Annotated in this window: 13 protein-coding genes; all 13 read right to left on the bottom strand. The window is 35.6% G+C overall.

Annotated features, from left to right (window positions below):
* Window positions 1-107 precede the first annotated feature (107 nt).
* A complete protein-coding gene (gene esaA / locus HMPREF1518_RS01845) occupies window positions 108-2,795 on the bottom strand; it encodes a type VII secretion protein EsaA (RefSeq protein WP_002879412.1) in 2,688 nt (895 codons plus the stop codon).
* A 273-nt stretch (window positions 2,796-3,068) separates the two neighbouring features.
* On the bottom strand, window positions 3,069-3,545 hold the full coding sequence (locus tag HMPREF1518_RS01840; RefSeq protein ID WP_000818156.1) for a DUF5085 family protein: 477 nt from the start codon (window positions 3,543-3,545) through the stop codon (window positions 3,069-3,071).
* A 1-nt stretch (window position 3,546) separates the two neighbouring features.
* Window positions 3,547-3,975 (bottom strand): hypothetical protein, encoded by a 429-nt coding sequence (locus HMPREF1518_RS01835; protein WP_000589027.1) that lies wholly within the window; start codon window positions 3,973-3,975, stop codon window positions 3,547-3,549.
* Complete coding sequence (locus HMPREF1518_RS01830) at window positions 3,968-4,693, bottom strand: oligosaccharide translocation protein RFT1 (RefSeq protein ID WP_000599754.1); 726 nt, start codon at window positions 4,691-4,693, stop codon at window positions 3,968-3,970. Before HMPREF1518_RS01830 ends, HMPREF1518_RS01835 begins: the two co-directional genes overlap by 8 nt.
* On the bottom strand, window positions 4,690-6,429 hold the full coding sequence (locus HMPREF1518_RS01825; RefSeq protein ID WP_000687308.1) for a T7SS effector LXG polymorphic toxin: 1,740 nt from the start codon (window positions 6,427-6,429) through the stop codon (window positions 4,690-4,692). Before HMPREF1518_RS01825 ends, HMPREF1518_RS01830 begins: the two co-directional genes overlap by 4 nt.
* Complete coding sequence (locus tag HMPREF1518_RS01820) at window positions 6,419-7,072, bottom strand: DUF4176 domain-containing protein (RefSeq protein WP_033583730.1); 654 nt, start codon at window positions 7,070-7,072, stop codon at window positions 6,419-6,421. The genes HMPREF1518_RS01825 and HMPREF1518_RS01820 overlap by 11 nt, the downstream gene beginning before the upstream one ends.
* Window positions 7,069-7,368 carry a variable surface protein mvspG gene (locus HMPREF1518_RS01815; protein WP_033583729.1) on the bottom strand — a complete coding sequence of 100 codons (300 nt, stop codon included), beginning with the start codon at window positions 7,366-7,368 and terminating at the stop codon, window positions 7,069-7,071. Before HMPREF1518_RS01815 ends, HMPREF1518_RS01820 begins: the two co-directional genes overlap by 4 nt.
* A gap of 8 nt (window positions 7,369-7,376) precedes the next feature.
* Window positions 7,377-7,772 (bottom strand): YwqH-like family protein, encoded by a 396-nt coding sequence (locus HMPREF1518_RS01810; RefSeq protein ID WP_033583728.1) that lies wholly within the window; start codon window positions 7,770-7,772, stop codon window positions 7,377-7,379.
* A 183-nt stretch (window positions 7,773-7,955) separates the two neighbouring features.
* On the bottom strand, window positions 7,956-12,389 hold the full coding sequence (gene essC / locus HMPREF1518_RS01805; RefSeq protein ID WP_033583726.1) for a type VII secretion protein EssC: 4,434 nt from the start codon (window positions 12,387-12,389) through the stop codon (window positions 7,956-7,958).
* Window positions 12,390-13,589 carry a type VII secretion protein EssB gene (gene essB / locus HMPREF1518_RS01800; RefSeq protein ID WP_033583725.1) on the bottom strand — a complete coding sequence of 400 codons (1,200 nt, stop codon included), beginning with the start codon at window positions 13,587-13,589 and terminating at the stop codon, window positions 12,390-12,392.
* A 9-nt stretch (window positions 13,590-13,598) separates the two neighbouring features.
* Window positions 13,599-13,856 (bottom strand): hypothetical protein, encoded by a 258-nt coding sequence (locus tag HMPREF1518_RS10560; protein ID WP_009013811.1) that lies wholly within the window; start codon window positions 13,854-13,856, stop codon window positions 13,599-13,601.
* A complete protein-coding gene (locus tag HMPREF1518_RS01795) occupies window positions 13,819-14,304 on the bottom strand; it encodes a hypothetical protein (protein ID WP_033583724.1) in 486 nt (161 codons plus the stop codon). The genes HMPREF1518_RS10560 and HMPREF1518_RS01795 overlap by 38 nt, the downstream gene beginning before the upstream one ends.
* A gap of 46 nt (window positions 14,305-14,350) precedes the next feature.
* Window positions 14,351-14,641, bottom strand: coding sequence for a WXG100 family type VII secretion target (locus tag HMPREF1518_RS01790; RefSeq protein ID WP_001274476.1), 291 nt, complete (start codon window positions 14,639-14,641; stop codon window positions 14,351-14,353).
* Window positions 14,642-15,447 lie beyond the last annotated feature (806 nt).

Below are 15,447 nucleotides of genomic sequence, written 5' to 3'. Positions count from 1 at the left end.
GGGCAAACTAAAAGGACTTAGCCCTGTGCAATACAGAACTAAATCCTTCGCTTAAATTATTTGTCTAACTTTTTGGGGTCAGTACATTTTGAGAGTTATTATCTACATTATTTGCCTTTTTCTTTTGTCAACCAATATGTGATTCCTGCTGATGAAATTGCTGATAAAATAATCGCTAAAATAACCCATACTCTGTTATTATCCACTGAAATTGGCGCTTCATATGTTTCTTTTTTAGTTTCAATTGGATTAGATAAAAAATTCATCACATTTTGATTGGTCGTTCCACCATCACGAATATTCTTCATAACAGTTTTAAAGGACTCTGCGTAGTCTCTATTCCCTTGAATAACTTCTGCTTCATTAGATATCAAATCATTCGTAGTTGAAATAGTCTTATCAACATTACCTTTAATAGTCTGAACTTGGTCAACAAATTGAGTAAACTGATCCTTCATAGTTCCAACCGCTTCATGATTTTGACTAGTTTCTTTTGATCCAGTAGAAGTTGTAGACACTAATGATTCAATTGAACTATATAAGCGATTTGATGACTCACTATCATTTATTAATATTCCGCTATTAGCATCTGAAGCTGTACCCGTCACTTCCAATTGTTTCGCTTTCGTTTCCTTCCACTTATCGTACTCGGTTGATAAGGTCTTAATCGAATTGTTATACCAATCAGCTAAGTTTGTAATTTGATTTTTGAAATAATCATTTGGTAACTCAGCTTCAGCCAATTCAGGCAATGTGTCACTTGATTTTTCTAATGACTCCAAAGAGTTTTGAATTTGTTCCAACAAAGCTATACCTGACTCTTTAAACTTAGCAACTTGATCTTCTGACAACTGAGTCGCTATATCATCACGACTGATATTACCATACATATTGTAAACAGAATCTGGTGATAAGGCAGAAAAATTAATAGAGGAGCTACTTGGACTTCCATAAATTGCTTGAATCATACCAGTTGTACGATCGATTTTGCTTAATTTATCAAGAATATGTTTTAAATCTTTTTTCACTAAAACATCTGACTCTTCTTTATCGCTACGATAAATAGTTTTCTTGACAGGAATTGTAGTTTCACCAATGTGTACTTCAAATGAAATTTCATTTTTCCCATAATGTGGTTCTAAAGTATATTCAACCGTCATAGTATAAGGTTTATCATCTGTTATAGTTTGCTCTCCTCCAACTAAAGTAGCATTTCCTGTAACATAAATTTTAGCTTTAGGAGATAAATATTTTGTCCCTTTAGAACTGCTAAAATCTCCGCCACCCTCAACTACCGTTGATGATTCAGGCAAACTACTGGATGGTTTTGTCACAGAAGCTTCGACAGTTTCAGACTCAGCCTGGGGTAATTTAACTGTCAATTCCATAGTTTCTGTTACTTTATCGAGCTTATCATTTTCAATCGATAAAAATTCAAAAATAGGTAATCCACTTATAGAGGTGGCCTTCTTATCAAATTTAGTATAATTCTTAAGTAAATCTATTTTTTCATTATATTCTTTGACTTGATCAGCTGTTAGGACATTGAGTTTCTCCAATTTACTAAATAAAGTTTGGTAATCAGTTGGTTCAATACTAATATCTGTTAGATTTGAACGAATTAAAGTTTGATAAGTTTCAGGCAAATGATTTTCAGTAATCAAACTTTTATTAATCTGATCTACAAGTGTTGCTTTAGTATCCGAAGTAAGGTCCGATTTTAAATCAACATCTTCTTTACCAAAGTAAAAGAGTGATATTTTCTTTTTCTCTTCTTCTAATTCTGTTTTAAGATGTTCAAATTCAGATTTTCTATCTTTTATTTTACCTTGATAATCAACAATAACCTTATGATAATCAACTACTAAATCTTCTAGTTTAGCTTGTTCAGATTTTTCCTCATCTGTACTATTTCCAAATTGATACAATGATTTAAGCACCGAATCATTTAAACCATCTATAATTTTAGAATTTTCTTCATGCTGTTCTTTCAAGGTACTATTGGTTGTTAAGACATTCTTTTCAAATATATCCTTCTGAAAATCAAAATAAGTTTTAACTTCCGTAAGTTGTTTTTCTAATCCGATTCCTGTATTATTTAAAAGGCTAACAACAGAATCAGAAAAAGCCTTTTGAGAATCTTCATAAGACGAATTCGTTTTCTGTAGATTTGAAGCTAATTCTAAAGTGCTTAACATAGACTGACTTGCTTCGTTTGACGGACCATAGATATATTGAGAAATTTTTGAATGCGTTCCAGACTGTTCATTTACAATATTATCAACATTTCTTTTAGCATCATCTAGATTGTTGATAACACTTGAAAAATACATTTTTATAACATTTTGGTTAATAGTATTAAGGTACTCGCCTACTCGTAACTCAACATTCTTAGATTTAACTGGATCTAAATTTGATTTCGTTTTATATGTTATCTTTGCTCTATCAGGATTAAAACTTTCCAGTTGAGCTATTTTTTCTGAAAACTGTTGTTCGATATAAACAATTACATCAACCGACCCATTTTCAAATCGATTTTCAGCAACATTACGAGTCATGACAGTCCATTGATTTGTATTCTCTTTTGATAATAAATTTGTGAAATCATTTCCTAGATTATAGGCGTTGCCATTTAATACGCCTCCAGCATCTTCATTTACCAGAGCAATATTCAATTTACGATCGTTAACCTTATTCGTTACAGAAATCTCTTGATTCTTTAAATAAATAAATGTTGCTCCTGAACCAACCAACAAAGTTACAAAAACACTACTACCTATAATTATTTTTTTCATAGCTAACCTCTCTCATTTATCTCTTTATTATACCACGAATACTAGAGTCAGGCAAGGAGGGCTTATAATCTTTATTATATTAATAAAACTTACCAATTCGTAACTTGCTTATGCACCGACCTATATACTAAATTTTAGGTGTTTCATTTTCTCATCATATAGAAAATCCTAGAATGAAATCCTAGGATTTGTATGTCATTTTTTGAAGTCTTCTACGGTGAAGTGGTCATAGCTGATTTTTGAGACTTCCTTCTTTTTGGGTTCTACCAACTTTTAATCTTTTTTAGCTCGTATCCCTACCATGATATCTGTATATAAAACATCATTTATCTTACTTGAAATATAAAATACCGGTGTAGATTCTTCTAAGTCATTGTCGATCAATAAATTGGTTAAGCCGTATATAGCCTTATCAAAGTTGACTGCTTCCTCCCCAGTAACTCTAGCTCCTACCATTTGAGGAACTAAAAAATAACTGTTATAAGCTGTCCCTTCCAGTAATTCATTCTCTCCTAAATAATCCTCATGAACGGGAAGATAAACTGTGATGTTGTATGTCCCATCATCCAACTCTCCGATATGGGGGCATGAGTAAAATGGATTGCTTTTAGGTGTATATCCAGCTGCTACGGCTGTTTGAACCATATCTTGAAAGGCTACTGCAATTTCATCACCAGTAATGTTGTAATCGACACTTAAGACATTACTCATCATTAATGATTGATTCATACCATATGTAATTTCTGCCATTTTACTTCTCCACTGGGATAATCAAATCTACAAACAAATCATCATAAACTGGAATCAAGACCAGATACAACTTATCTTGCAACTTCCAACCGTGATCTCTGATGTAATCCTTCATCTCGTAGATGGACTGGTCCAAGCCATCCTCAAATGGCACACGTTTGCTGATACCCTCAATATTTAAACTAGCTTGGTACCTTAGTTGGCTCGTTGAGTTTGTTTCTGAAATGACAGGTATATAAAGGGTAACGTCCTGTTCTTCTTCGTCAAATTGAGTTGGAGTCATTTCAAAAATGGTCGGACCATCTTTATAGATGCCATTGGTATAGGGTAAGAGTTCTGTGTGGACAAACAACTCCAATAGTTCGTCCGCTTGAATCTGGACCTGGTCTGTCATCAAATGTTCCATATGAATTTGGACTTCTTTAATCATGTTTCTTTTCCTTTTTAAATCTATTTTTATCAAATTCTTTATTTTGAATCAAATCTGAAGACACTTCTATATGCTTGATTGGTCTTGTTTCCTCAACATCATGACGGTGTTGGTAGGCATAGATAATATAAAACCAAGGTAAGTACACAGCTTGTCCAAAAGCCATTGATAATAAAGACGCTCCCCATCCCCAAAAATATTCATATCCAAACATCGCTAAAAATATACAGACACACGATAAAATAAGTGGAGGAGCGAGTAAAAAATTAACCATAAATTTGCTGGCTTTCTGCGAGATAACTTCTTCAGAGTCCAAATCGACCAAGCAGCTCATGACGACTATTACAATAATGGATTGGATAAGAGGGAGGGATAGCTTTAATCCAATAAAATTATGGTCCCCACTCATAGCACCAAAACCAATAATGATATAAATATGACCAGTCAGATACATGAGATAGGTTCCAAAACTGGTTAATATCCCTCGCTTAAGATCCAGTAAAAATACTAGATTTAAAACCCAAACAACAATCCCTGTAATAAGCAACCCTTGATATAAGTCCTCATTTTTTAGAACCTCTAACCCTCCTGCCATAAACATAAAAAAGGCTATAGGATATAAAATAAAAATCCCATTTAACACCCCCCAAAGTGGAACAGGGCCTTTTATTTTGCTTCGTTGAAATTCAAAAGTTTTTTTAATTCGTTCCAGTATCATTTAAACCATCCTCTCATGCCTTTGATCAGGCTATTGGCACCTTTTTTCAGGTTATCAGTGACATTAAACTTTTTATCAAGCCAGTTCAGCCCAGCTACCGCTGCAGCAGATGCTGCTATTGCACCTAAGCCAGTTAACCAAACAGGAGCAGTAGCAACACCTAGCGCACCCGCTGCTAAAGCGCCTACAAATGCTGCTCCTGCGCTCGCTGCTCCTGTTGCTGCAACAGTTGTTCCCGCTGCCTTGGCCGCATCTATCACAAAACCTGTTGCCACACTGGCCTTAACTTCATTTCCTCTTAGACCTTGACGTTTGGCCTCTTGTTTATTATCGCTGACTTTTGAAAAAGTATCAACTACATCTAAAGCAACACCAACAACCGCTGCTCCTTTTAAAAACTTACCAAACTTCGTAGCTGATTTAAAACCTTCTTTGTAATTTTTAAAGCTATCTGTAGCAGACTTAACTAAACCTTTAAATCCTCCAGAGGCGCCTGCCTTTCCTAAACTCCACAGGCCTTTACCAGCACCTTTGAAAGTAATCTCTTTAATAAATTCTTCTTTCAATAGGCTTCCAGTTGTAGACACAATTGATTTTCCTACACTAGCCACTTTGGTACTAAATCGAGTTGTATCTTTAAAAGATTTGAAAACCTTACTCAATTCTTCATTATATTTAGTATAGCCTAGCTTTTTCATTATGGATTTGAAGGTCTGTGGAACACCACCATTTTTATATTGAACAACCTTATAAGTACGACTGCCACTTAACTTCTTGCTAACTTCAAAAAAGTCATCTAGTAATTGACCAAATTTTGTCGTTTCTTTTAGGACAATGGTATCTCCTTTTTTATTTTGACTAAAACGATACAACGCATATAAAGCTGGCAAAATAGATTTTAAATGTTTTTTATAGTCCTTACTATTTTTATATAAATCACTCTTTGTGACATTTTTATAAACATTAAATAATGAATCTATTAAGTTCTCATTTTCGGCCACCGTCCCACTATACTTAGACTCGGCAAGTTGTTTTGCGAGAGCATTTTGGTACTTCACAGCTTTAGAGTTGCTATGGATAGCTGTGTGAATCTCTGAAACTGAGTTTTTAAACTGAGTTCGATTATAATAATTTCTCGATACGCGGTTCCCATATGGAAGAGGGGCATAACCTGATAGTGTAGCGATTTCACTATTTTGCATATCTATAAGGTCAAATGTATCTGTTTTTAGAAGAACACTATTAAAAGCCTCCATGTTCTTTATGGTATCATCTAAACTCTTGACTGCTTGATTGTAGCTTGTATTCACACTATCCAAACTAGGATTCGTTAACGTCAGGATATCGCTTATCCCTGCATAGATATTTTTCGTCTTACTGGAACTGCTCTTTAATCCCCCGATCGGATCTTTCATCCGTTGCTTGATACGTTCTAGGTATTCTGTCTTAATAATGGCACTGTTGTCGGTCTCTGACACCGTGTCTTGAAAGAGCTTCACAAGTCCATCATAGCGACTGACAATGCTATCTAGGGCATTGACATAGTTATCAACCAGTGGTATCTGATAGTTAGTCACCTTCTGGTTAATGGCATCCTTCACTGCCCCTTTGAGGCTATCGGTTGAAACGACCTCTGATAGACGGCTTCTCGAAACAGATAGCTGTTCCTTGATACTATTTACCGAAATAACTAACAACTCTTTTTGAACTCGAACTTCGGATACATCAATCTTCATTCACTTCCTCCTCTGCGTAAACACTGGAAATCAGTCCTGCGTCTAGATAGTCCTTACGCAGAGCTTCTTGGCAGTAGTGTTCATCCACGGTATCCGAATACCCTTCTGATACTACTCTCTTAATCAAGAGATTGCTTAAAAACAAGGGGGAAGTGTCAAAGCGTAATCCAAATGGATAGCCATGACCGATGTAGTCCATATAATGACCATTATCCAAATCAACTCGACGACCTGAAAGAACTACAAAAAAGTCCATCTGTTCGCTTTCAAATGACTCAACCAACTCCTTAGGAAGAAGCTCACGATCAAGTTCCACAACAGTACCCAAAGGATAGATACGACTTAAACAGAGATCCACATAGGAAGCATACTGGATAAAAACTGAACGAGGTAAGGTGACTTCTTCTTGGAGACGCCGAATCCGCACGAGTTCTTTTTCATAGAAAAACTCCAACGGCGCCCCTATCATTGGATGATAATGATAACTAGGCTCGTCATTCATAAAAGCTATATAACACGCCCTAAAAACATCCGGATGTCCTGATAAGGTCATCGCTACCGCTGTCAATACTTCCTGATCCTTTTCAGACAGGTTACATCTAGACAAAGCTCGGGCGAATAAAATCATTTGTTCTTCCTTCATGGTAGCACCCCTCCTGATGCAATAGCTCCTGCTGCGATAGCTCCTGCTTCATGCGCGTCATCATCTATCTTATTCTGTCCTGCTTGTTCCATTTTTAGAGCATCTGAGCTGGTAAAATTTTTCAAAGTAACAATAGACTTGTTAAAGTGCTCCAAAACGTCATTAAAAGTGGTAAAAGGGGTAAGATCTGTGCGACTAAACCGCATATCACTTAGTTTACCGATTCCTTTAGTTGATGTAGAAACATCTCTTGTAATAGTGTTCCAACTGGATTGATTTACACCTGTATCTACCATTTCTCTCCCTAATCCTCCATATATTCATAGACACGAGCCTGATGATAATAAGATGCTATTGCAGACTGTAGTTCACTTGATTGAGTTTCCAGACTACGTATCTTATCCTCAATAGCAGTTTTATTATTGTTATGGCTATCTCGAAAATTAGTAATATTCGTTCCTAAATTATAAAAATGACCTTCAAAATCTTGCTGACGACTCCCCTTAAAACTAGAGGAATCTAAAGGAAGAATCTGACCTAAAGATCTTGCACGATTATCAATAGACTGTATCTCACTTGCTAAACTACTGCTAGCTTTTCTTAATCTAGATATTTTCCCGTCAACTACACTTTTTTCTCTTTGAGCTTCAGTAGCTTGTCGACGAAATCTAGCCGCAATTTGTTTATAATACGACCCCATTTCCCTTCTCCTTTTTATAAACTGTACTTCATTTTAGCATATTTTGCTTAGAATCAACAACCCATATACATATCCTTATGATTAAACTTACTCCCTTTGAATCAATCCCCAAAAGTGAGAACTCCTATAGTTAACTTTTGGGGAAAGGCTCTTATCAAGTTCAAGCGTGAAGGGTTGCTGATATTATCTTGGTAACTTAATTCTGCAAACTTCTCTTCCAACAAAGAAATGAGTTTCATCGACTTCTAGAAGAGTTTCTTTGTAATTTGACTTACCTTTAATCATTCCTTGATCCATAAATCTAGTACCAAATATACCTGCTGGCATATTTGCACGCAATCTCTTACTAAATTCATCAAATTTACTTTCGATACTTTTCTGATAGCCATGGAAAATAAAGTAAACTTCCGCTTTAGAGGCATTTTTGATAATCGTTTCTAACACATTTGCAGAAAGTAACATTTTTTCATTTACGGTATGAATGTCTGGCATGTAAACAAACATCATTTGATTATCGCCACCATGTAGTCTTCGTTCAATTTCACTAACAAGATCTGTTAAAGCTGTACTAAAGTTATTTAACAAGATGATTGAATCAAAACTATCTGGATTTGCAAGACGTCCATCAATATCAAAAAGAATACGTTGAGCTTGCCCATTCAAATTTTCAAATGCCATCAATAACACTGCTTCGAGTAGTTCCGTTTGCTGTGGCGTGTCATCCATAATGACAAAATAGCCATGTTTTTTAGGATTAAAACCTACCACCTTAGTTGTCTCTTTATCATATCCGATTGGGATTTGACCTTGTTTCAGCATCTCTTGAACTGTAGCTGATTGTTTAAATTCATCAAGCGTCACTTCATTTGGCAACATTGGGATTGGCTCTGGGCAAACTCCTGTCCAGCTTCTTGCAATCAACTTGACTTCTTCTTCCAAGTTATATAGGCGCTCAATGTCCCCTTCTCCACTTATCGGGAGATAAACCTGAATGGCATAAGGGATATCTTCTTTCAACTGGGCACGACCAAAAATTTCTTGTTGAATTAAAGCATCGCGTCCGATAATTTCCTTAGAAGCTCCTTCATCAACTAGGTAAAAGGCCAAGCGCGAGGTGATATTACTTGACATACTGATTTTAAGGCTATTTGAACGAAGTGCTGTCAAAATCACATAGCATCCAAGACTCGCTCCCTCACGTAGGAGGCGGTTAATCGTACTTTCAATAGCTTCTTCTAGCGGTGTATCTTTTATAGTATCAAAGCCGTCGAAAATAGTAAGAATAGCAGGAAGCTTCTCACCTGATTTTTGTTCGTATTGGGAAAGACTTGCTACATTATAGAGCGCAAACTTCTCCTTGCGAATCTTCAACTCATGGTCAATACGTTTTAAAAACTTAACCAGTTTTTCTTCTTCGTCAAACCGTGTCAAATCAACCACATGTGGTAAATCTTTTAGTGGCAAGAGTCCATTTGTCCCAAAGTCAAATAAATTGATTTGTACTTGCTCTGGAGTATTCAAACGAGCGAGATTTAACACTAGAGTTTGAAGAGCTAGGGATTTCCCAAAACCAGGTGAACCATAGAAAACTGTATGCCCCATTTTTTCCAAATCAAAATGATAATCCTTTTGACGTTGCTCTGTCGGAATATCCATTCGAGCAAAGGGAACGGCCAATACTTTTTCATCGGTCCAGTGAATATCTGTTTGAGGGGATATGATGGCTGTCTCTAGTGGTTCTAACCACGGTTTATCTGGCAGGTTGAGAGGCACAGTCTTGCTCACTCTTGCTATGTAGTTTACAACAGCTGAGAGTTCCGTGATTTCTTCCGTCTGATCAGCAGTATAATTTTCATCCTTAGATAGGTCATCAGATAGCAATTCATATTGTCCCAGGTCATTTATCAACCAAATTCGTTCATCAACAACTTCTTGAACTCCCTCTGTTTGTGGGGCATACTGCGCACCACTCCAAGCAGACTGGAACAACTCATAGATTTCGTTATTTCCTACTTGTAAGTAGGCACGCCCTGGTTCAGTAATACTCGCTGCATCTGGTGTTTTGATAATTTCATTTGAATCAGACTCATCTGACACTTTCAAAGCTAGTTTGAAACGCGAGTTTGACCATATTTGATCATTCACGACACCTGATGGCTTTTGTGTAGCAAGAATTAGATGGACCCCAAGCGAACGTCCGATACGGGCTGTCGAAACCAGCTCTGTCATAAATTCTGGTTCATGTTCTTTCAATTCAGCAAACTCATCACTAATAAGGAACAGATGAGGTAATGGTTTGTCTGGATAGCCTGATTTGTCAGTAGCATTTTGGCCTTCCTTATATAATTTAGTGTATCCATTAATATGGTTGACACCAAATTGATTAAATAGTCGTTGGCGTTTTTGTAACTCTGCTTTGATAGAAGCTAAGGCACGCGCACTAGCCGCGCCATCTAAGTTAGTAATAGACCCAAGCATATGTGGGAGATCTTTGAAAAGATTCGCCATCCCTCCACCCTTGAAGTCAATGGTAAGAAATCCAACATCCTCTGGACTAAAATTTACAGCCATGGATAAGATATACGACTGCAAAATCTCTGATTTACCCGAACCAGTAGTTCCTGCTACGAGGCCATGTGGTCCATGTGCACGTTCATGTAAGTTGAGCTCCACCTGATCATCTTTCCCACGCAATCCTAATGGCACCGCTAACGTTTTAAAAGTATCCGCTTTGGACCATCTAGACGCAACCTGTAACTCTTCAACTTCTCTGACTTGATAAAGTTCCAAAAAAGTAACAGATTTAGGAATCGTATTCTTCTCTACTTCCATATGTTTTAGATTTGCTAAAGTACGAATAGAATCTTCATAGCAATCCAACAGCGGGTGGGGAATAAAGGTTTGAGCACTATAGGCACCTTCATCATTAATGATTTGACCTAGATTTTGATTCTTATATTCAATCAGAGTTGTGATAGTTTCTGGCAAAAGACGACGTGCCTCTTTCACCCAAATGACTGTTACACCCAACTCTGTCAAATCCTTGGCTAGATACTCATTCAAACTATGGCCAAGTAAATGGGAGTCATCCATAATCGTTAAGACATAATGAGGTTTAAAGCGCGCATCTTTTTCCCCCATTTCACGTTTAATTTGAGAACGTTTTTGAATAATACGGTAAAGCGAATTTAGAACAGCATCACGGCTTCTGGCATCATGAACAAAACCACGAATATTTCGTTCCTGCATATTAAAATGAGGAAGAAAGCGCCACTCAGACCAATCTTTCTCATATCTCTGTTCTTGAACAAGGTTGATAAAATTAACATCTAAGTAGCTATGGAACATTGCCATCTGTAAGAGCATATTATATACCGCTGTCCTAGTTACTTCACTGTTTCCAACAAGACCAACTGTCGCTTCAAAGATATTAACCGTGATCGGAACTTTCTTTTGCAAACTGTAGTCTTGCAAGACTGTTCGAGCAAACTGCGATATTTCATCTTTACTTTGATCATCAAAATTTATTTGCAACTCTAGCTGACTTAATTTATCTCCTAATCCTAAAGACACCTGTAAGAAATCTTCATTATAATCCATTCGCTCATAAATTCTAGAATCATACTTTGCAATCAGCTCAGTAATGGTTGATATTGACGGTTGATTGTAGTGTAGAATATTAGTTTCTTCTTTGTAGTATCTTTCTAAGTCGGATACTTGTTTTAATAAATATGCTTCGTAATCTTGAATCCGATTTTTTTCCTGTTCTTTGGTATCCTTTCTCTCCTCAAAATACTGACTCATAGTTGTCGCTGCCGTCAGGAGGCTAAAACCACCCATCCCTAGCATCATTACAGGATTCCCTTTTGTCCAAATTGAACTCAATGCAGTCAAAGTAAACATTCCTAAAGCTGGGACAATGGCTCGGATGAGCGAGTTTTTTGGTGGCTTTATCGGCTGTGGAGGTTGATTGATAATGATTTTCCCACTATGGATAATAGGGTTGACTCTCGGACTCCTTCTATACTCTGGAAAATCCATCGGATACTCATTGTTTTTTTCTTGTATCAGAATTCGATTCTTATTCAATTGTGGTTCTTCAAAAAGACATCCAATCTTCCACTGGTTTTTTCTTTTTTCTATAAAATAGTTAGAAACCTTCATTCGATTTCCCACTTCAAACGAATAAAGCCCTTCCTCTTTGATAAGACGGTCGTTTAGATAAATTGGAGATTCCCTAAGAGTAACCTGTACTTGATTATTTGAGAAAATAAGTTGGTTTGAAAGTGACCAACTAATGTCAGCTGATTCTTTCTTGCTACAAATAAATCGTTGTGGCGGAAAAATATAAGTGATAAAAATATCTTCTTCAGGGACCAATAAGGTTACAGTTTCTTTATCAAAGGTAGATTCTCCTCTTTCTAATTCTTTACCGTTTCGATAGACTCTTCTTCCTTCTACTGTATACTCGTTAGTACCTACTCTTACCTCTTGTCCTTCAAACAAATCAATTTTTTCCAATTTTTCTTGTTCAATCAACAAGGTATAAATAGGTTTATGAAGTTCTCCTAATTGGTCTCCCAGTTGATGATCATATTCTAGCTTTTTTGCCTTCATTTATCGCTCACTCTTTTCTTTTGTTTGGTTGTCCTTAGGAGTTGTTGTCTCAGTAGATGCTTTTGTGTCACTACTATTTGTAGTCGCTTCTCCAATCTCAGCAGAAAGTTCTTTTATTTTCTTTTCATATTCTTCAAGTTTCTTTTGTTTTTCAGAACCGTTCATATTGATATCTGCTTTAACTGATTCATATAGATTTGTATAAGCGTGTAAAATCAATTGTGTGTCCCCGATATTTTGTGCCACATCTAGAGCTTTTTCAAATTTTCCACGTCCAAGATAAATCCAATAATAGAAAATTGTATCATCTGTTGATTCTGTAATCGTATTTAAAATAACTTCCTTTTGCTTATCGCTCAAACTATCTAAACGGACATAGCTTGCTGCTAAGATATACTTAGCTTCTTTTGGCAATGATTCTGCACCATAATTTTTTAATGATTCAACTGTTTCAGAATAGTCTTTTCGCATGAAATTTGATTGGGCCATAATGACTGATGATTTTAGGGGGCCGTCTTTAAACATAGACTTATACGTTGCAAAACTTAAAATGACTGTGGTTGTAGCAAGCAAGGCTCCCCCTATTAACAAAGCCTTCCATTTTTTCTTGTTCACCAACAAATTAGATTTTGAACTCTCTTCTGATAATTTTGCATACTTTTCTGCAATATATTTATTAACATCAGCTACACTCTCTAAGGGACTAATATCCTGTGCCACCTTTTCCTTTATTGCATCAATCCCATGGATGACTAAGTCAAAATCTACCTTGGGTAGTAAAATGGAAATCATTAAAGCTTTATAAGATTCTAAATAGAATTCCGAACTATACTGCTGTGGTGCAAGTAATTTTTCGATTCCATAATGTAACATTTGTACATTACTGCCAAAAACAATGATGTTTTCAGGATGGATATATGGAATTTTATAATCATTTTCAGAATGAACTAATACTGACATGCTTTGTGCCAAACTAAAACGCTCAAGCTCCGTACTTCTATTTAAAATTTCTTCTTTAACAGTTTTAAAATACTCTGGAATAATATAATGCAAAGAAAGAACTCCATCTTTCTGCACTATTTCTACTGGACAATATTCTTTAATCAATTCAAGCTGTTCTCTATGATAACCTGATGAAGAAATTTGAACTGACATTTGGTTGTCTTCTCTCACAAATTGTAGTTGATCTGCTTCAAACATTTTTTTCTCCTATGATACATCTTCAATCTCTATATAATCCCCATCACTAACTGGATAAGCAGCCAAGATGTCCGTTGTCTCGATATGAATTTGTTTATTTCTAACTTTGAAACAAAACGAACTATTTAGAGGTAAATTCAACTGTTCTCTAACTTTGGTATCTTTTAATAATTCTTCTAATCTTAACCAAGTAAGAGCTTTTGAAACTCGAATATCTATTTGTTTTGCTCTATACTCTAGAGTTAACTTTATTTTTCCGTAATCCATGCCATTTCCTTCCTAGATAGACTCCCAACAAAACCATAAACAGCAAGAAAACACTTGTAAATACACTTCCCATCCAATCCTTAAGAATTGAATAATCCCTTTGTTTAAAAGAGGGTTTCTCCTCTACAGTGTATTGATTAAACAATGATGTTTGAACGGCAGTAGTTTCTAAACGATAAATAGAATGTTTTTCACTGTCTGTAAATATAGTATTTTCTGCCCCCTGTAACAGTTCGTTCGTCGTTTGAGTTCTCTGATCCACAACCTTTTGGGTACGATTTAAAAATAAATTTGGGGCATATTTGGATTCTATCCTATTTTTGACCGTATCCTGTGTACTATTTGTAATGATATCTGTATCAAGTTTTAAGCTACCATCGTCTGCATAAACTATCACAGGAAATACGATACAAAGAATTAATAGATATTTTTTAATTTTCTTCATCATGGTATAAAAATAAGCGTCAAGTTTCCCTGACGCTCCTCAAAATTAACTACAAACCAAAGCTTTGTGCATCTTGTTGGTCACGTTCAGCTACTGTTTGAGCATAGTTGTTCAATTGTTTGTTGATGCTCACTAGAAGCTCCTCGAATTTTTGAACATGTGTATACAACTGGTTGTATTGCTCAAGGTAAGCATTAAATGCTTGTCCTTTCCATTGTGATGCCATTTCTCCATTTGTTCGATTAACGGTTTGTACTGCTTGTTCAATTTGATCTTTAGCACTAAGATAAATTGCCGCCTGAGATTGTAACTGTTCTGGAGTTAAACTAATTGCTGACATAAGGATTCTCCTTTTAAATTTTTTCCTACTTTAGTTTATCATATATTTTAGTGTTTGTCTATCAGTTACACACTCGTAATACAAATTTGTACAAAAAAGTATCTGCAAAAACATTTAGATAGAAAGAAACCTGTATTCAAAGTTTTCATACGCCCTAAAATGTCAAATCAAGTGCACATTTTCCTCATAGAAAACTTCATATTCTCATTTCATAGTATGTTGAATTAAAGTATCAATTATGATTTTCTTATTACTATAAGAAGAAACTAAAATAATTCTGGTATATTTTATCTGAATCATGTGTAATTACGGCCTGTTTTTCAGTATATAATTACTTCTTTAAGATAAGAATATTCTATGGCCAAATTTTGTCTAATTAATTTAGGAATCATTAACAATGGGGATATTATGGCTGAAAGAATAATACATCAAGCTGATCTTCGAGCTATCGAGAACAACTTGCGCTCTATCCATGAAGGATTGCGAACAATTGGTTTTCATACTTAAGTTTTGTCCCAGCTTTATCCTTTTGATATTCCTTTTGAAGCTCATGAAGTTCTAGTCTCTCATGATTGTAAATACAGTATTGAAATTTGTTTTTTGCAAACATAATAATCCTTTCTAGTTATCAACAATTAAATCTTGTTTAAAAAATCTGAAATGTGTAGTTATCTAAAGCCAACATCTAATTTTCTTAAACAACACAAAAACGCTCTAGATAATATGAACTGCACCCCAAAAGTTAGACAGAAAAAATCTAACTTTTGGGGTGTTTTTATTATGAAATTGAGTTATGAAGATAAAGT

It is taken from the genome of Streptococcus sp. SR1 (genome assembly GCF_000526075.1).
GTDB classification, from domain to species: domain Bacteria; phylum Bacillota; class Bacilli; order Lactobacillales; family Streptococcaceae; genus Streptococcus; species Streptococcus halitosis.
This window is presented reverse-complemented; position numbering and strand designations above follow the sequence as displayed.